At 72.0% G+C, this 16,873-nt stretch carries 14 protein-coding genes, 1 tRNA gene and 1 pseudogene; 11 read left to right on the forward strand and 5 right to left on the reverse strand.

Annotated features, from left to right (window positions below):
• The first annotated feature begins 21 nt into the window (after positions 1 to 21).
• Together FLP23_RS04860 and FLP23_RS12355 are read left to right on the forward strand one after the other, a co-directional pair.
• Positions 22 to 414 carry a PLDc N-terminal domain-containing protein gene (locus FLP23_RS04860; RefSeq protein WP_149324821.1) on the forward strand — a complete coding sequence of 131 codons (393 nt, stop codon included), beginning with the start codon at positions 22 to 24 and terminating at the stop codon, positions 412 to 414.
• Between the two features lie 123 nt (positions 415 to 537).
• Entirely contained in the window at positions 538 to 4,461 is a 3,924-nt protein-coding gene (locus tag FLP23_RS12355; protein ID WP_210413958.1) for an AAA family ATPase, read from the forward strand.
• A 169-nt stretch (positions 4,462 to 4,630) separates the two neighbouring features.
• Here the strand turns inward: FLP23_RS12355 and mscL are convergent, their stop codons facing one another.
• The 3 genes from mscL to FLP23_RS04880 are packed head-to-tail and all read right to left on the reverse strand — an operon-like array spanning position 4,631 to position 5,889.
• Positions 4,631 to 5,032, reverse strand: coding sequence for a large conductance mechanosensitive channel protein MscL (mscL, locus tag FLP23_RS04870; protein WP_149324822.1), 402 nt, complete (start codon positions 5,030 to 5,032; stop codon positions 4,631 to 4,633).
• A 7-nt stretch (positions 5,033 to 5,039) separates the two neighbouring features.
• Positions 5,040 to 5,294 (reverse strand): FmdB family zinc ribbon protein, encoded by a 255-nt coding sequence (locus FLP23_RS04875; protein WP_149324823.1) that lies wholly within the window; start codon positions 5,292 to 5,294, stop codon positions 5,040 to 5,042.
• Positions 5,295 to 5,301: 7 nt separating this feature from the next.
• Positions 5,302 to 5,889, reverse strand: a complete 588-nt coding sequence (locus tag FLP23_RS04880) for a 5-formyltetrahydrofolate cyclo-ligase (protein WP_149324824.1) — start codon at positions 5,887 to 5,889, stop codon at positions 5,302 to 5,304.
• A 61-nt stretch (positions 5,890 to 5,950) separates the two neighbouring features.
• On the opposite strand from FLP23_RS04880, the gene galU reads away from it, so the two are divergent.
• The 4 genes from galU to FLP23_RS04900 all read left to right on the forward strand — a co-directional run bounded on the left by galU (position 5,951) and on the right by FLP23_RS04900 (position 8,708).
• Entirely contained in the window at positions 5,951 to 6,859 is a 909-nt protein-coding gene (galU, locus tag FLP23_RS04885) for a UTP--glucose-1-phosphate uridylyltransferase GalU (RefSeq protein ID WP_149324825.1), read from the forward strand.
• A gap of 32 nt (positions 6,860 to 6,891) precedes the next feature.
• A complete protein-coding gene (locus tag FLP23_RS04890; protein ID WP_149324826.1) occupies positions 6,892 to 7,542 on the forward strand; it encodes a GNAT family N-acetyltransferase in 651 nt (216 codons plus the stop codon).
• Between the two features lie 51 nt (positions 7,543 to 7,593).
• Complete coding sequence (locus tag FLP23_RS04895; protein ID WP_149324827.1) at positions 7,594 to 8,571, forward strand: hypothetical protein; 978 nt, start codon at positions 7,594 to 7,596, stop codon at positions 8,569 to 8,571.
• Positions 8,572 to 8,635: 64 nt separating this feature from the next.
• Positions 8,636 to 8,708: transfer RNA gene (locus FLP23_RS04900), tRNA-Ala, on the forward strand.
• A gap of 54 nt (positions 8,709 to 8,762) precedes the next feature.
• Here the strand turns inward: FLP23_RS04900 and FLP23_RS04905 are convergent.
• Positions 8,763 to 9,947: an IS481 family transposase gene (locus FLP23_RS04905; protein WP_149324224.1), complete on the reverse strand. Its 1,185-nt coding sequence runs from the start codon at positions 9,945 to 9,947 to the stop codon at positions 8,763 to 8,765.
• Positions 9,948 to 10,160: 213 nt separating this feature from the next.
• Here FLP23_RS04905 and FLP23_RS04910 point away from each other — a divergent pair, with 213 nt between their 5' ends.
• From FLP23_RS04910 to araA, 4 genes and pseudogenes are all read left to right on the forward strand, one after another.
• Positions 10,161 to 11,174, forward strand: coding sequence for a LacI family DNA-binding transcriptional regulator (locus FLP23_RS04910; RefSeq protein WP_246140064.1), 1,014 nt, complete (start codon positions 10,161 to 10,163; stop codon positions 11,172 to 11,174).
• Positions 11,175 to 11,274: 100 nt separating this feature from the next.
• Positions 11,275 to 12,591, forward strand: a pseudogene (locus FLP23_RS04915) (FGGY-family carbohydrate kinase); the annotation flags it as partial.
• A 312-nt stretch (positions 12,592 to 12,903) separates the two neighbouring features.
• Positions 12,904 to 13,593, forward strand: a complete 690-nt coding sequence (locus FLP23_RS12205) for an L-ribulose-5-phosphate 4-epimerase (RefSeq protein ID WP_168200451.1) — start codon at positions 12,904 to 12,906, stop codon at positions 13,591 to 13,593.
• Positions 13,590 to 15,107: an L-arabinose isomerase gene (gene araA, locus FLP23_RS04920; RefSeq protein ID WP_149324828.1), complete on the forward strand. Its 1,518-nt coding sequence runs from the start codon at positions 13,590 to 13,592 to the stop codon at positions 15,105 to 15,107. Before FLP23_RS12205 ends, araA begins: the two co-directional genes overlap by 4 nt.
• Positions 15,108 to 15,124: 17 nt before the next feature.
• On the opposite strand, the gene FLP23_RS04925 is transcribed toward araA, so the two are convergent.
• Positions 15,125 to 15,577, reverse strand: coding sequence for a VOC family protein (locus tag FLP23_RS04925; protein ID WP_149324829.1), 453 nt, complete (start codon positions 15,575 to 15,577; stop codon positions 15,125 to 15,127).
• Positions 15,578 to 15,713: 136 nt separating this feature from the next.
• Here FLP23_RS04925 and FLP23_RS04930 point away from each other — a divergent pair, with 136 nt between their 5' ends.
• Entirely contained in the window at positions 15,714 to 16,817 is a 1,104-nt protein-coding gene (locus FLP23_RS04930) for an isocitrate/isopropylmalate dehydrogenase family protein (protein ID WP_149324830.1), read from the forward strand.
• Positions 16,818 to 16,873 lie beyond the last annotated feature (56 nt).

Genomic DNA, 16,873 nt, shown 5'->3' on the forward strand with positions numbered 1-16,873 from the left:
CCCGACGACGAGGAGCCGACGATGGATTTCTTCACCTGGACCGCGACCTTCATCTGGTGGATCCTCGAGGCGTTCATCTTCATCGCGACGCTGCTGATCCTGTTCTGGATCCTCGTCGACCTGTTCCGCGACCACACGCTCGGCGGCGGCTGGAAGGCCGTCTGGCTCGTCGTGCTGCTCCTGCTGCCGCTGCTCGGGTCGCTGCTGTACCTCATCATCCGCGGCAAGAGCATCAGCGCCCGGGCGAGCGCGCAGCGGGCGGTCGTGCCCGAACAGGACTGGAGGCCCGCGGCGTCCCGTACCCCCGTCGACGACATCGCGAAAGCCAAGGCGCTGCTCGACGCGGGCACCATCAACCAGGGCGAGTACGACGCGCTCAAGTCGAAGGCGCTCGGCAGGCAGTACTTCGGCTGACCCTCGTCATGCGCACCGGTCGTCGATTGCGGAGTTTCGCTCCCGGGAACCGGGGGCTGATCGACCTATCGTGGCCGTGTGTGGCCTGCCAATCGACGGGATGACGAAACGGGTGAGATCCCGGTGACCCCGAACGCGTCCGGAGCGCCGGCGACCCCGCCGGTGCTCGTGCCCGTCCCCCCCGCGAGCTCCCGCGATGTCGCGGACCCCGCACGCGAGGCGTGGCGTGAGGAGCTCGCCCAGATCGGCGGCCCCTCCCCGCTGCTGCACTTCGTCGATGCGCCCACCACCCGCATCGAACTCTCCACCACCCACCCGGGAGGCCTCGCGCGGTTCATCACCGGCAAAAGCACCCTGCTGTCGCAGCTGATCCGTGACGACCTCGCGCTGCGGGTGGCGCGCGTCGCGGCCGAACGGATCACCGCGAAGAGCCTCGAGCTCTCCACGACGCGCGGGCTCGACACCGTGCACCTCGGCATCGGGGTGGTGCGGTGGATGCACGACCGCGTCGACTACTGCGCGCCCCTGCTGCTGCGCCCCCTCGCCATCCGCCGCCACGGACGCGACTTCGAGCTGCGCCTGCGCGGCCCTGCCGTGCTCAACCCGGCGCTCGCGCGCGCTCTCGAGCGGCAATACGGCATCTCGCTCGACGCCGCGAGCTTCGTCGCGCTCTCGGACGACGACGGCACCTTCAAGCCGAACGCCGTCATCGACCAGCTGCGCCGCCTCACCGGGCACCTCGGCGAGATCACCGTGCAGCCGCGCCTCGTGGTCTCCTCCTTCGAGGAGGTCGCCTCCGCGCTCGTCGCCGACGCACAGCACCTCGAGCATCCCGTGCTCGATGCGCTCGCCGGCAACGCGACCGCGAAGTGGGCGCTCGAGGAGGGATACCACCCGGTCGCCGCCGTCGACCCCGACCGGCGCGACCCCTCCACCGACGTGCTGCTGCTGGATGCCGACGCCGAGCAGGAGCACATCGTGGCGCAGATCGCCGCGGGCAACTCGCTCGTGGTGCGCACCATGCCCGGGACCGGCGCGACCCAGACGATCGTCAACGCCCTCGGCACGCTCGTGAGCCAGAACAAGCGCGTGCTCGTCGTGGGGGCGCGTCGCGCGAGCCTGCGCGGCATCGCGCAGCGCCTCGGGGATGTCGGGCTTCCCGGCGTCGCCGTCTCGCCGTCGACGCTGCGCCGGGATGTCGTGCGCGGCATCGCCCGTGCGGAGAAGACCGTGCAGCCCCAGCTGGCCGACGTCGACGAGGCGCTCGTGCGCCTGCGCAGCGTGCTCATCGACTACCGAGAGGCGCTCGTGCGCCCCGACCCGACCCTGTGGGTCTCGGTGTTCGACTGCGTCAACGAGCTCTCCCGGCTCGCCTCGCTGCCCCAGCCGCCGTCCACCTCGGCGCGGTTGAGCCCGCTCGCCGTCGAACGGCTCGCGGGCGACCGCGCACGCGTCGCCGCGACCATGGTCGCGGCCGCCCGGCTCGGGGAGTTCCGCTACGGACCGGGCGACTCGCCCTGGTACGGCGCCCAGTTCGCCACCGGGGAGGACGCCGGACGGGCGCACGCGATCGCCCGCAAGCTGCACGCCGAGACGCTTCCCCGCCTGCTCGTGCGCGCCGGTGCCCTCATCGGCTCCACCCGCATGCGGCCGTTCACCTCGATCGCCGAGCTGGGCGTGTACCTGCGCCTGCTGACCGAGCTGCGCGACACGCTCGACAAGTTCGAGCCCGCCGTCTTCGACCGCTCGCTCTCCGAGCTCATCGTCGCGACCGCCCCGCGCCGCGACGCCCCCGAGATGTCGGGCGCGAACCGTCGGCGGCTCAAGAAGCTCGCCCGCGAGTATGTGCGCCCCGGCATGCACGTGGGCGACCTGCACGAGGCGCTCACCGGCATCCAGCAGCAGCGCATCCTGTGGCAGCGCTACGTCGCGGCGGGCGTCACGCCCGAGGTGCCCACCGGGATCTCGGATGTGCAGGTCGCCTGGCAGCAGGTCTCGGCCGACCTCGCCCAGCTCGACGCGCCTCTCGGCCGCACCACGCGCGAGACCCAGCTGAACGCCCTGCCGCTGCACGAGCTGTCGGCGCTGCTCGGCGAGCTCGCGAAGGAGTCCGACGTGCTCCACAACCTGCAGGAGCGCAGCGAGCTCATGCAGGAGCTGCGCGACCTCGACCTCGACGAGCTCATCACCGACCTCGCCGCACGCCACGTGCCCGAGGAGCAGGTCGCGGCGGAGCTCGAGCTGGCCTGGTGGCGCTCCGCCCTCGACGGGCTGCTCGCCTCCGACCGCGCCCTGCTCGGGGCGAAGACCGAGGTGCTGCAGCGGCTCGAAGCCGACTTCCGGCTCGTGGATGAAGCACACGCGCAGGGCAGCGCCGGCCTGCTCGCCTGGCAGCTCTCCGAGAACTGGCGGATCGGCCTCATCGACTGGCCCGAGGAGGCCGCCGCCCTCAAGCGGCTGATCGTGAGCGGCGCCCTCACCTCGGAGTCGCTGCAGCGACTGGCCCCCCACCTCTCGCGCACCGCGGCGCCGGTCTGGCTCGCCTCGCCGTACGAGATCGAGCAGGTGAGCGACACGATGGCGATCGACACGGTGATCCTCGTGGATGCCGGTGCCACCACGATCGCCGAGAACGTGGGCGCCATCCGCCGCGCCAAGCAGGTGGTCGCCTTCGGCGACCCCGTCACCCAGACCCCGGCCGCCTTCCGGATCGGCCTCGACGAGAGCCCCGAGACCCCCATGGCGGTCGCCTACCCCTCGCCGCGCTCGGCGATGCCGGTGCGCGCGGCCGCGGAGGCTCCTGAGGAGTCCGCCGACACGGCCGTCGAACTCGACCTCGATCTCGAGCCGTCGGCTCCCGAGATCCCCGCCGTCGACGCGGAGTCGAACGACGCGGACGCCCCGGAACCGGCCGAGGAGAGCGTCGACGAGGCGGAGCCCGCGGCGGCATCCCTCGACGAGGCCGCCGAGGAGCGCCCCGACGACCTGCACGCGCAGTCCGCGTTCGCCCGGCTGTCCGCCGTGCTGCCCACCCTCACGCTCACCCGCAGCTACCGGGCGGGCGGCGAGGACCTCGCCGAGCTCGTCAACCGTCGCTTCTACGGCGGGCGCATCGACGCCCTCCCCTGGGCGGGTTCCTTCCTCGGCCACGGCAGCATCTCGCTCGAGTACATCGAGAACGGCACCGGCCTGCCCGACCCCGACACGGGCGCGGTCGAGTCGGTGGATGCCGAGGTCGCCCGGGTGCTCGAGCTCGTCATCGACCACGCCGTCACGCGCCCGCGCGAATCGCTCATGGTCGTGACCGCCTCCGAGAAGCACGCCGTGCGCGTCATGAACGCGGTGCTCGCGAAGCTCGCCACGCATCCGGAGCTCGGCGAGTTCGTGCTCGGCGAGCACGCCGAGCCGTTCGCGGTGCTGCCCGTCGAGCGCGCCGTCGCCCAGAGCCGCGACCGGGTGGTGTTCTCGCTCGGCTACGGACGCACCCCGCACGGCCGCGTGCTGAGCGACTTCGGCGCCCTCGGCCGCCCCGGCGGGGAACGCCTGCTCGCGGTCGCGATGACGCGCGCCCGGCGTTCGCTCGTGATCGTCACCTGCGTGCAGCCCGACGACCTCGACGCCCAGCGGATGAAGCACGGCGCCGTCGCGCTCGCCGAGCTGCTCGGCGAGATCGCCACCCGGCGCGCCGAGCCGCCGCTCGCCGACGACTCCGACCCGATGCTCGTCGACCTCGCCCGTCGCCTCGAAGCCCGCGGGCTGCGCGTCGCGCTCGGCCACCGCGGCAAGCTCGGTCTCGTCGCCGCCAACGGCGGCATGTGCGTCGTCGTCGAGACCGACACGGTGTTCACCGGCCGCAGCCTGCGCGAGGCGGTGCGGCTGCGCCCCGAGGTGCTGCGGCGACTCGGCTGGCACTACGCCCGCGTGCACGCCTTCGAGCTGTTCGCCGACCCGGAGGCGGTCGCCGCCCGGATCGCGGGGCTCGCCGGCATCAGCACGGCGCCGATCACCGAGGAGCTTCCCGTCGTTGGATACCCCGCCGCCGGCTGAGCGCGAGGAGCCGCCCGCACCGCGGCGGAAGCGACGCCGCGTGACGACGCCGCCCCCGCCGGGGAGCGACCCGACGCCCGCGCCCGAACCTCGGCGCCACTCGCCCACCGAGAACGACGAGCGGATGCGGCAGGACAAGCCCCCGCACTACTAGTTCGGTGCCGGTGGGCTACTGCTTGGCGGCGAGCAGGTCGCGGATCTCGGCGAGCAGCTGGGTCTCGGTCGGCCCGGCCTCCTCCTCGGCGATCCCCTTCTTCGCGGCCTGACGCTCGCGCAGCTTGTTCACCGGCAGCACGAGCACGAAGTACACGACCGCGGCGACGATCACGAAGTTGATGGCCGCGCCGATCACCGCCCCGAAGAACAGGGTGGCTTCGCCGCCGGAGGTGGTCGGGATCGTCACCGGGAGCGCCTCGTTGAGCGTCTCCGCGTTGAACAGCGCCCCGATCGCCGGGTTGATCACGGCGTTGACGATCGCGTTGACGATCGCGGTGAACGCGGCGCCGATGACGACGGCGACCGCGAGGTCGATCACATTGCCGCGGAGGATGAAGTCGCGGAACCCCTTCATGGGAACCTCAATCTGTCGTGGTGGTCGTGGTGGTGGGTGCGGCCGGAGCCGCGGGAGCGGCGTCGTTGCCGCTCGAGCCGGATGCCACCCGCGAATCGGTGCGGTAGAACCCGGAGCCGGAGAAGGTGACCCCGACGGCGCCGAACTGCTTGCGCAGCCGCCCGGCGCAGCTGGGGCACTCGGTGAGGGAGTCGTCGGTGAACGCCTGGTGGATGTCGAAGGCGGTGCCGCAGTCGGCGCAGCGATAGGAGTACGTGGGCATCGTGCTCTCAGGTTACGGCGAACGAGACGATCCCGCTCGGGGTCACCACCCCGTCCACAGGCATGTCGTGGCGCTCGGTGGGCACCTCGTCGACGAGCTCGTCGTCGTAGATGAGCGCGTAGACGGGCGGGCAGCCCTCCATCGAGCCGAGGGTCTTGTCGAAGTAGCCGCGCCCCCAGCCCATCCGCATCCCGGTGCGCGACACCGTGGCGGCCGGCACCAGGATGAGGTCGACGCCGTTGATCGCGATCGGGCCGAGCAGCTCGCTCGTCGGCGTCGGCATGCCGAGGATGTCCTGGTCTTCGTCCTCCCCGTCGTAGGGAGCCCAGTCGAGCAGGCCGTCGGCGCGGGAGACCGGCAGCAGGATCCGGATGCCGCGCCCGGCCGCCCAGCGTAGGAACTCGCGGGTGCCCGGCTCGTCGGGGGTCGACAGGTAGGCGGCGATGAAATGAACGTCGAGGTCGCTCGCGAGCTGCACGAGGTGCTGGGTGATCGCGGCGGACGCGCGCTCGCGTTCCGTGCTCGTGCGGATGCGGCGACGCTCGCGGAGCTCGGCGCGCAGTGCTCGTTTCCGGTTCTCCGGTTCATCAGCCACGTCACTGATTGTAAAAGGCGCGTAACCCGCGACGGCAGGGGCGACCGATACGCTGGCGAGCATGGCTACCCTCATCACCAAGGCGGTCATCCCCGTCGCCGGGCTCGGCACCCGATTCCTTCCCGCCACCAAGGCGATGCCGAAGGAGATGCTGCCGGTCGTGGACAAGCCCGCGATCCAGTACGTCGTCGAGGAGGCGGTCGCGGCCGGTCTCACCGATGTGCTCATGGTCACCGGTCGCAACAAGAACGCGCTCGAGAACCACTTCGACCGGGCCGGCGAGCTCGAGGCGGTGCTCTCGAGCAAGGGCGACGACGAGAAACTCGAGAAGGTCAACTACTCGACAGGCCTCGCCGACGTGCACTACGTGCGTCAGGGCGACCCGAAGGGGCTCGGGCACGCCGTGCTCCGCGCCAAGATGCACGTGGGCCGGGAGCCGTTCGCCGTGCTGCTGGGCGACGACATCATCGACAACCGGGATCCGCTGCTCGCGCGCATGCTCGAGGTGCAGTTCGCCCTCAACACCACCGTGGTCGCGCTGCTCGAGGTCGACCCCTCGCAGACCCACCTCTACGGCATCGCGACCGTCGAGGGCACCGCCGACGAGGATGTCGTCAAGATCACCGGGCTCGTGGAGAAGCCGGCACCCGGAACCGCGCCGTCGAACTTTGCGGTCATCGGCCGCTACGTGCTGCGGCCCGAGATCTTCGAGGTGCTCGAGCGCACCCCGCCCGGCAAGGGCGGCGAGATCCAGCTGACCGACGCCCTGCAGGAGCTCGCGACGGGACCCAACTGGGCCGGCGGGGTGCACGGCGTGGTGTTCCGCGGGCGCCGCTACGACACGGGGGATCGGCTCGACTACCTGAAGGCGATCGTGCAGCTCGCGGTCGACCGCGACGACCTGGGCGGCGACTTCCGGCCGTGGCTCAAGGAGTTCGCCCGCACCCTTCCGGGCGAGGGCGACGACTGAACCCCGTCGCGCGCAGTAATGTGGCGCGCACCATGGTCATTCCCACCCTGACCGACGGGCCGGTCACGATCCGCCCGATCCGCATCCGCGATGCGCGTGCACTGGAGACCGAGCTGCTCGGCAATCGCGGATGGCTGCGGCAGTGGGAGGCGACCAACCCGCACGGCCCCGCCGGTTTCGACGTCAAGGCGTCGATCCGCGCCCTGCAGGCCAACGCGCGTGCCGGCGCCGGGGTGCCGTTCATCGTGGAGTACGAGGGGCAGTTCGCGGGTCAGTTGAACGTCTCGTCGATCGCCTACGGCTCGCTGTCGTCGGCGACGATCGGCTACTGGGTGGCGGAGCGCTTCGCGGGGCGAGGCGTCACACCCACCGCGGTGGCGCTCGCCACCGATCACTGCTTCTTCGGGATCGGGTTGCACCGCATGGAGATCTGCATCCGTCCCGAGAACGCCCCGAGCCTGCGCGTCGTGCAGAAGCTCGGCTTCCGCTACGAGGGGCTGCGGCGGCGCTACATCCACATCAACGGCGACTGGCGGGACCACTTCTGCTTCGGGCTCGTCGTGGAGGAGGTGCCGGAAGGGGTGCTGCGGCGCTGGAAGGAGGGCCGCGCTCCGGAAGGCGTTGCGCGGGTCCCGGAGCTCGATGCCCAGGCGGCGACGCACCCGCTCCGCACGTCCCGTTAGCGCGCGGCGCGCCCTCGCCGCGGGTGGCGCATCCGCTCCTACCCTGACGGCATGGACTTCACGGGCGGCGGCACGGCGATCATGCTCGCCCTCGCGGCCGGGCTGTGGTTCCTGTACCTGCTGCCCACCTGGGTGCGTCGCCGCGAGTACCTCGCGACCGAGCGCAACGCCACGCGCCTGCAGCGGGCCATCCGGGTGATGGCCGAATCGGCGGAGCTGCCGCAGGAGGTTCGCGTGGAGGTCGCCGCGCGCGACGCGGTGCAGCACGAGAAGCTCGTACGGCAGGAGCAGCGCCGGGCGGATGCCGTGGCGCGCGCCGAGCTGCGCGCCGCCGCGATGCGGGCGCGGGCTGCCGAAGCGGAGGCCGCGGCGGTGGAGCGGGCGGCGCGCACGGCGTCGGCTGCTCTCGCCGCGCACCGGGTGTCGGCGCGGGCCGTGCTCGTGCAGCAGCGGCTGCGGCGCGCCCGACGCATCGCCGGCCTGCTGCTGCTGGCCGCGCTCGTCGTGGCCGCGGTGCAGCTGTGGCTCATGGCGACGACCGGGGTCGTGCCGGGCTCATGGCTCGTCCTGGCCGGCGCCGCCGCCGCGGGAGTCGTCTCAGTGCGGATCCAGCGCGGGATCGTGGCACGGACGCGCGCCGTCGCGGCGCTCGCGGCCGCCCCGGTGGCGCGCGCGAGCTCCCGCCTCATCGACGCGGAGCCCGTGACGGCGCCGGCGCGCGGCTGGACGCCGGTGGCGGTGCCGAAGCCCCTCTACCTGGAACGGAACGAGGCGCCACGCGTGCCCGTCGTGCCGGCGCAGCGTGCCGAGGAGCTGCTGCGCGCGGCGGCCGCGGAGGCGGAGCGCGCCCTGCTCGCGGCGCACGCCGAGCCCGAGGTCGTGCCGTTCCCGACGCGTCCCGCGGTCGCCCCTGCCGCCCCCGTGACCACGCCTGCCCCGAGTCGTTTCGCGTCGATGGGCATCGTGGGCGAGGTCGAGGGCGCCATGCCCGACCTCGACGAGGTGCTGCGCCGCCGCCGCTCCGGCTGAGCCGGCTCCGCGGCCCGCGCGTCCGGGAGCCGTGTCGCGGGGTGATATCGTGTTCAGGCAGTCAGGGCCCATGGCGCAGTTGGTAGCGCGCTTCGTTCGCAATGAAGAGGTCGGGGGTTCGAATCCCCCTGGGTCCACCGATGTGATGAGTCGGGACATGTGCGACAGGTGAGTCGCGACATGTGTGACGTTCACGTGGAAGCCCTGGGCCATCGGCCTGGGGCTTTCTTCGTGTTGCGCCAGTAGCTGTGGGTCGGTTCGATCTGGTTGGTGGCGATGACTTCGCCGGTGTCGAGGTGGATGACGGTCACGGTTTCGTGGTCGGCGATCGCGATGATGCGTTTGCGGTGGTGCTCGATGCCGATGCCGAGGTGGTGCATGCGTCCGGCGAGGCGGAAGGAGACTTTGCCGCGGTCGTCGACGTGGTCGTAGCGCAGTCGGTAGTGGCCGGATTCGATGCGTCGGGCGGGGAGGGCTTTCGGGGTGTCGCGGTAGGCGTCGCCGGGGGTCATGCGGTCTCTTGCGCGGTGGGGGCGGTGTTCGTTGTAGTGCTGCCGGAAGGCATCGAGTTGGTGCTGCAGCTCAGCCGGCGTGCGCGGGACGGGCTGAGCTGCGAGGAAGCGTTTCAGGGTCTGGTGGAAGCGTTCGATCTTGCCCTGGGTCTGCGGGTGGCCTGGGTGGCCGTTCTTCTGCTGGATGCCCAGCAGCGGCAAGGTGAGCTCGAACGCGTTCTTCCCGCCGACGAAGCGGGCGGTGTAGACGCTGCCGTTGTCGGTGAGTGTGGTCGCCGGCGGGCCGTAGGTGTCGATCAGGCGCAGGAAGTCGACGATCACGTCGTCGCCGGTGACGCGGCCGATCGCGGTGCAGCCCAGCAGGTAGCGGGAGTGGTCGTCGAGCCAGTTCAGGATTTCGATGTCGGTGCCGTCGGCCAGGTGCCAGTGAGTGAAGTCGGACTGCCAGGTGCCGTTGGGTTGTGCGGCCTCGAAACGGACGAACGAGTTCTTCGGGCGCTTTCTCGGTTCCGGGGTGACCAGGCCGGCGCGGGTGATGATCCGACGAATCGTCGCAGTCGACGGGACTGCATGTCCTGACTGCTCGAGATGCCAGGCGATCGTGATCGGGCCGGCATCCATCCCGGTGGCAGCGAGCTGACGGCGCAGTTCGATGATGCGCTGCCGAACCTCGTCGCTGGTCTGGTTCGGGTTCGATAGCGGGGCTCGGGAGCGGGGCTCGATCGCCTCCAGGCCCCCATTCCGGAACCGGGTCAGGAGCCGGTGCAGGTGCTGCCGGCTGATGCCGTAGCGGCGGGCGGCTTCCGACACCGTGAGCTGTCCGGCGGTGATCTGCAGGACCGCGACCTGATGCTTGTTCGACATCCATCGAGGCTGTCGCCCATGACGCGACTCATGTGTCGCGCATCACCTGTCGCCCATGTCGTGAATCCGGACACCCCTGGGTCCACCGTCTCCTGTCGCGCAGCTCGCTCTCGCCTGCTTCTCCCGCATCGCGGGCCGGCCGGCGCGGGGCGTGGCACGGATTCCGCACCGATGCGGGGGAGGCTGAGCGTCGTACGGCGCTAGCCTGGCCCGGTGGCGCAGGCTCCCCGGCAGAACCCGAACATGTACGACGTCGCGGCGCTCGCGGGCGTCAGCCACATCACGGTGTCCCGCGTGCTGAACGACCACCCGAGCCTGCGCCCCGAGACGCGCGAGCGCGTGCTCGCCGCGATCCGGCAGCTGGGCTACCGCCCCAACCTCGCCGCGCGCGCGCTCGTCACGAGCCGCACGGGCTCGATCGGGGTGCTCACCCCGGAGGTGGCGCAGCACGGGCCCGCGTCGCTTGTGCTCGCCGTCGAGCAGGCGGCGCGCGAGCGCGGCTACCACCCGCTCGTGACCGCGGCGGCGGTCGAGCACGAGGCGGTCGTCGACGCCCTCGAGTTCTTGCTCGATCAGGCTGTGGAGTCGCTCATCGTTATCGCGCCGCATGACACCGTGCTGCATGCGATCGAGCAGCACGACATCCGGGTTCCCCTGGTCACCTTGCAGGCACCCGACCGCCCCGACGGGGTGGGCGTGGATCAGGCGGAGGGCGCCCGCCTCGCCACCCGGCATCTGCTCGAGCTCGGCCACCGCCGCGTCCAGCATCTCTCGGGTCCGGAGGGATACCTGGAGGCCGCCGCCCGTCGACGCGGGTTCGAGGAGGCGATGGCGACCGCCGGAGTGCCCACGGGCGCGCATCTCGCGGGGGACTGGTCGGCGGCGTCGGGGTTCGCGGCGGCCGCCGAGCTGGCCGAGAACACGACCGCTGTCGTGGCCGGGAACGATCAGATGGCCATCGGGCTCATCGCCGCGCTCGCGAAGCGGGGCCGCAGGGTGCCCGAGGAGGTGTCGATCGTGGGATTCGACGATGTGCCGGAGGCGGGGTTCGTGCTGCCCGCGCTCTCAACGGTGCAGCAGGATTTCGCGGCCGTCGGCCGGCGGGCGGTCGCCACGGTGGCCTCGCGGCTGACGGCCGGTTCGGTCGGCGCGGAACCCGCCCCGGATGCCGTCGTCGCGCCCCGCCTGGTGGTGCGCGAGTCGACCGCGCCGCCCCGGGAGGACTAGACAGCCCGGCTCGCTCTGGTAGCCTCGTCCTCGCATGTTAACGCGAACATTCGTGAATCCACGGATGCGCGCGGGAGAGACGAAGGAGCGGCTGCAGGCGATGTCCGACGACGCACACACCTCACTCGGCATCGAGCTCGGATCCACCCGGATCAAGGCGTGCCTCATCGGACCGGACGGGGCGACCATCGCGACCGGCTCCCACACCTGGGAGAACGAGCTCGTCGACGGGGTGTGGACGTACTCGCTCGAGGCCGTGCGCGCCGGCATCCGGTCCGCCTACGCGGATCTCGTCGCCCAGCTCGGCACCGCCCCCACGAGCTTCGGCGCCATCGGCGTCTCGGCGATGATGCACGGCTATCTCGCCTTCGACGAGCGCGGCGAACTGCTCGTGCCGTTCCGCACCTGGCGCAACACCCACACCGGTCGGGCCGCCGCCGCGCTCTCCGAGGCGTTCGGCGTGAACATCCCGCTGCGCTGGTCGATCGCGCACCTGCACCAGGCGGTGCTGGACCGCGAGCCGCACGTGCCGCGTCTGCGACGGCTCACCACCCTCGCGGGCTACGTGCACCGCGTGCTGGGCGGCCACGAGGTGCTCGGCGTCGGGGACGCCTCCGGGGTGTTCCCCATCGATCCGGCGACCGGCGCCTACGACGATCACCTCGTGCGGGTGTACGAGCAGCTCGCGGCCGCCGAGGGCGCATACCTGCGCCTCGCCGAGCTGCTGCCCGCCGTGCGCTCCGCGGGGGAGGACGCCGGCGCACTGACCGCCGAGGGTGCGGCGCTGCTCGACGCGAGCGGTGCGCTTCAGCCCGGCGCGGTGCTGTGCCCACCCGAAGGGGATGCGGGAACCGGCATGGTCGCCACCAACGCGGTGCGGCCGCGCACCGCCAATGTGAGCGCCGGTACGAGCATCTTCGCGATGGTCGTGCTCGACGCCCCGCTCGCCGTGGTGCGCCCCGAGATCGACGTCGTGACGACCCCCGACGGGCGCGGGGTCGCGATGGTGCACTGCAACAACGGCTCGAGCGAGCTCGGCGCCTGGGTGGGCGTCTTCCAGCAGTTCGCGAGCGCGCTCGGCTCCGCAGCCGGCCCCGACGAGGTCTTCGCGGCCGTGCTGGGCGGGGCGCTCGAGGCGGATGCCGACGGGCTGCTGTCGTACAACCTGCTCGCCGGGGAGCCCCTCATCGGCACCGACGAGGGGCGGCCGCTCGTCGTGCGTGCGCCCGGATCGCGCCTCACCCTCGAGGGCTTTGCCCGGGCGCAGCTGTTCTCGGTCTTCGCGGCGCTCAGCCTCGGGATGCGCCGGCTGGCTTCCGACGGCGTCGGACTCGACACCGTGGTGGCGCACGGCGGCCTGTTCCGCACCGGGCGCATCGCCCAGCGCGCCCTTGCGGCGGCCCTCGGCGCTCCGGTCGCGGTCGGTCACGGTGCGGGCGAGGGCGGGGCGTGGGGCATCGCGGTGCTGGCCGCGTACCGCCGGGCCGTGCTCGACGGATCCGCCGCGGGCGAGGCCCTCGACGTCTGGCTCGACCGCGTGGTGTTCGCGCGGCGCGTCATCGACGTCGTCGAGCCGACGGCCTCCGAGATCGCCGCGTTCGACGCCTACCTCGACCGCTGGGAGGCGGGGCTCGGGATCGAGCGGGAGGCCGTCCGCGCCCTCCCGGCTCCGCGTCCCACGGCAGGGCGCTCCGCCTCCGCCTCCGCCTCCGCCTCCGCCGCCGACGCGGTGCAGGAGGCCATCGACACGGTGCGTGCCGAGGTGGCGGCCCTGCACGCCGAGCTCACCCGCTACGGTCTCGTCAGCTGGACGGGCGGCAACATCTCGGCGCGCGTGCCGGGGGCCGAGCTGTTCGTGATCAAGCCCAGCGGCGTCTCCTACGATGACCTTGCGCCCGACAACATGATCCTCTGCGACCTCGACGGCAACGTGATCCCCGGCACCCCCGGCTCCGACCGCAGCCCCTCGAGCGACACCGCCGCGCACGCCTACGTGTACCGCAACATGCCGCACGTCGGCGGCGTCGTGCACACCCACTCCACCTACGCGACCGCCTGGGCGGCGCGTGCGGAGCCGATCCCGTGCGTCATCACGGGGATGGCCGACGAGTTCGGCGGCGAGATCCCGGTCGGCCCGTTCGCGATCATCGGCGACGACTCGATCGGCCGCGGCATCGTGGCGACCCTCGACGGGCACCGCTCGCGCGCCGTGCTCATGCAGAACCACGGCGTGTTCACGATCGGCAAGGATGCGAAGGACGCCGTGAAGGCCGCGGTCATGTGCGAGGACGTGGCGCGCACCGTCCACATCTCCCGACAGTTGGGCGAGCTCGTGCCGATCGCGCCCGAACGCATCGACTCGCTTTTCGACCGCTATCAGAACGTCTACGGACAAGCCCCTCAAGGAGTACTGACGTGACGAGCATCGTCCCGGATCTCGCGACGTACACGGTCTGGTTCCTCACCGGCAGCCAGTCGCTCTACGGCGAGGACACGCTGCGGCAGGTGGCCGAGCAGTCGCAGCAGGTGGCCCGCGCGCTCGGCGCGTCGAGCGACGTCCCCGTGACGGTCGAGTGGAAGCCCGTGCTCACGAGCTCCGACGCGATCCGCCGGGTCGCGCTCGAGGCGAACCTCGACGACTCGGTCATCGGCCTCGTCGCCTGGATGCACACCTTCAGTCCCGCGAAGATGTGGATCGCGGGACTCGACGCCCTGCAGAAGCCCCTGCTGCACCTGCACACCCAGGCGAACGTGACCCTGCCGTGGGGTGAGATCGACCCGGACTTCATGAACCTCAATCAGGCGGCGCACGGGGATCGCGAGTTCGGCTACCTGGAGACCCGGCTCGGCGTTCCGCGCACGACCGTCGTGGGACACGTCTCGGACCCGGCCGTCACCTCCCGGGTCGGCACCTGGACGCGCGCCGCCGCGGGACGCGCCGCATCCCGCTCGATGAGGCTCGCGCGCTTCGGCGACAACATGCGCTACGTGGCCGTCACGGAGGGCGACAAGACCGAGGCCGAGCTGCGTTTCGGCGTGCAGGTGAACACCTGGGGCGTGAACGAGCTGGCGGAGGAGGTGGAGGCCGCGACGCCGTCGCAGGTCGACGCGCTCGTCGAGGAGTACGCCGCGAGCTACGACGTCGCCCCCGAGCTGCTCCCGGGCGGCGAGCGGCACGCCTCACTGCGGGATGGCGCCGCGATCGAGGCGGGGCTGCGGACCTTCCTCGAGCGGGGCGGGTTCTCGGCGTTCACGACCTCCTTCGAGGACCTCGGCGCCCTGCGTCAGCTGCCGGGTCTCGCCGTGCAGCGACTGATGGCCGACGGCTACGGCTTCGGGGCGGAGGGCGACTGGAAGACCGCCGTGCTCGTGCGGATCGCCGCGGTGATGGGTGCGGGGCTGCCGGGCGGCGCGAGCCTCATGGAGGACTACACCTACCATCTGGAGCCGGGGGCCGAGCTCATCCTCGGCGCCCACATGCTCGAGGTGGCGCCCACGCTCTCGAGCGCCCGGCCGCGACTCGAGGTGCATCCGCTCGGGATCGGCGGCAAGGACGACCCGGTGCGGCTCGTGTTCACGGCCGACCCGGGGCCTGCGCTCGTCGTCGCGCTGTCGGATCTGCGCGACCGCTTCCGGCTGGTGGCGAACGTCGTGGAGAACGTGCCGCTGCCCGAGCCCATGCCGAAGCTGCCCGTGGGGCACGCGGTGTGGCGGCCGGCGCCCGATTTCCGCACCTCGGCGACCGCGTGGCTCACCGCGGGGGGCGCCCATCACACGGTCATGACGACGCAGCTGGGGGTGGAGGCGTTCCGCGACTTCGCGCGGATGAGCGGCGTCGAGCTGCTCGTGATCGACGAGTCGACGACGCTGCACGGCTTCGAGCAGGAGCTGCGCGGCAACGCCGCGTACTTCCGGCTCGCGCAGGGGCTGTAGCGGGCGCGCTCCCGGGGTCAGCGCGAGGGGAAGGTCTCGGTGACCTCGATGTTGACGCCCTTCGGCGCGCCCGTGAGGAAGCACGCCCGGCGCTGCCGGCCGGCCTCGAAGATGGGGGCGCGCGGGTCGCCGGGGCCGAGCTGCTGCACCATGGTGAGGTCGTCGGTGGCGAGGCAGAGGTGGTGGATGCCTTCGCCGTGCTCCGCGAGCCACCGGCGGATGTCGGCGTTCGGGCTCACGGGCTCGACGAGCTGCACGAAGGCGTTGCCGGCGTCGAAGTAGACGAGGCGCGTGCCCGGCTCGGGCGCCTGCTCGTCGCCGACGAGGGGGAGTCCCAGCACGTCGCGGTAGTAGGGGATGTGCGCATCCGCGTTCCAGACGGCGATGCCCACGTGGTCGAGCCGCGTGAAGAGCGGATGCGCGTGCGGCGCGAACATCGGCGACGTTTCGCGGGTGGGTGCGTCGGTCATGCGGGGCCTTTCCCTGATCCTCCGTCGCAGCTTACATCAACCGGTTGACCAATTTGGGTATGCTCGCTACTGTTCAGGGACACCCGCACGGGAGCAACGCAGTCACCGCCAATGGCGACGGAAAGGAACACCCCGCATGAGCCACTACGACCTCGCCGTGGTCGGAGGAGACGGAATCGGTCCGGAGATCACCCGCGAGACGATCCGCGTGGTCCGGGCGGCGGCGGACACCGTCGGCATCGCGCTCGACACCGTCGACCTCGACGCGAGCGCCGTCCGCTGGATGCGCACCGGCGTGGCCCTCCCCGACGACCAGCTCGCGGCGTGCCTCGCCGCGGATGCGGTGTATCTGGGGGCCATCGGCCTTCCCGAGGCCCGGCACCCCGACGGCCGCGAGGTGAACGGCGACGTCATCCTCGGCCTCCGCACCGGCCTCGACCTCTACGCGGGGCTGCGCCCGGCGCGCTCCTTCGCGGGCGTACCGAAGGTGCTGACCACCGCCGCCGACATCGACTACGTGGTGGTCCGCGAGAACGTCGAGGGCATGTTCGCCTCGCGCCTCGGCGGCGCCCGGGTGGGCGACGCGGTCGTCACCGACACGCTGATCATCACGCGCTACGGCACCGAGCGCGTCGTGCGCCGCGCCTTCGAGCTCGCCCGCACCCGCCATCTGCGCACCCCCGACCGCCCCGCGCGCGTCACCTGCGTCGACAAGTCGAACGCCTTCGCGAGCTACGCCTTCTTCCGCGCGGTGTTCGACGACGTGGCCGCGGAGTACCCGGACGTCGAGCGCGACTACGCCTACATCGATGCGATGACCACCTACCAGGTGCAGCGCCCCGAGCGCTTCGACGTGGTGGTCACCGAGAACCTGTTCGGCGACATCATCTCCGACCTCGCCGGAGCCACCGTGGGCGGACTCGGCCTCGCCCCGAGCGCCGACGTCGGCGACGAGCACGGCATGTTCCAGTCGGCGCACGGCTCCGCCCCCGACATCGCCGGCCTCGGCATCGCGAACCCGACGGCGGCGATCCTCTCCGGCGCCCTCATGCTCAGCTGGCTCGGCGCCCAGCACGACGACGCCGCGGCGCTCGCCGCGGGTGAGCGCGTGGAGCGCGCGATCGCGAGCGTGCTCGCCGATCCGGCGCTGCGCACCCCCGACCTCGGCGGCCCCCAGACGACGGAGGGCTTCGGCGACGCCGTGCTCCGCGCCGTCGAAGCGGACGCGGCCGCCGCCTAATCCGGCGCGGCGTGGTCGGGACGGCCCGGCCGCGCCGCGTCCTTCATCCAGGAGGA

It is taken from the genome of Protaetiibacter larvae (genome assembly GCF_008365275.1).
GTDB lineage: Bacteria > Actinomycetota > Actinomycetes > Actinomycetales > Microbacteriaceae > Homoserinibacter > Homoserinibacter larvae.

Coding starts and splice junctions, on each gene's coding strand:
- FLP23_RS04895 (WP_149324827.1), top strand. CDS start 7,594: ATGGACTTCACGGGCGGCGGCACGGCGATCATGCTCGCCCTCGCGGCC.
- FLP23_RS04925 (WP_149324829.1), bottom strand. CDS start 15,577: ATGACCGACGCACCCACCCGCGAAACGTCGCCGATGTTCGCGCCGCAC.
- galU (WP_149324825.1), top strand. CDS start 5,951: ATGGCTACCCTCATCACCAAGGCGGTCATCCCCGTCGCCGGGCTCGGC.
- FLP23_RS04905 (WP_149324224.1), bottom strand. CDS start 9,947: ATGTCGAACAAGCATCAGGTCGCGGTCCTGCAGATCACCGCCGGACAG.
- FLP23_RS04860 (WP_149324821.1), top strand. CDS start 22: ATGGATTTCTTCACCTGGACCGCGACCTTCATCTGGTGGATCCTCGAG.
- mscL (WP_149324822.1), bottom strand. CDS start 5,032: ATGAAGGGGTTCCGCGACTTCATCCTCCGCGGCAATGTGATCGACCTC.
- FLP23_RS04930 (WP_149324830.1), top strand. CDS start 15,714: ATGAGCCACTACGACCTCGCCGTGGTCGGAGGAGACGGAATCGGTCCG.
- FLP23_RS04890 (WP_149324826.1), top strand. CDS start 6,892: ATGGTCATTCCCACCCTGACCGACGGGCCGGTCACGATCCGCCCGATC.
- FLP23_RS04875 (WP_149324823.1), bottom strand. CDS start 5,294: ATGCCCACGTACTCCTATCGCTGCGCCGACTGCGGCACCGCCTTCGAC.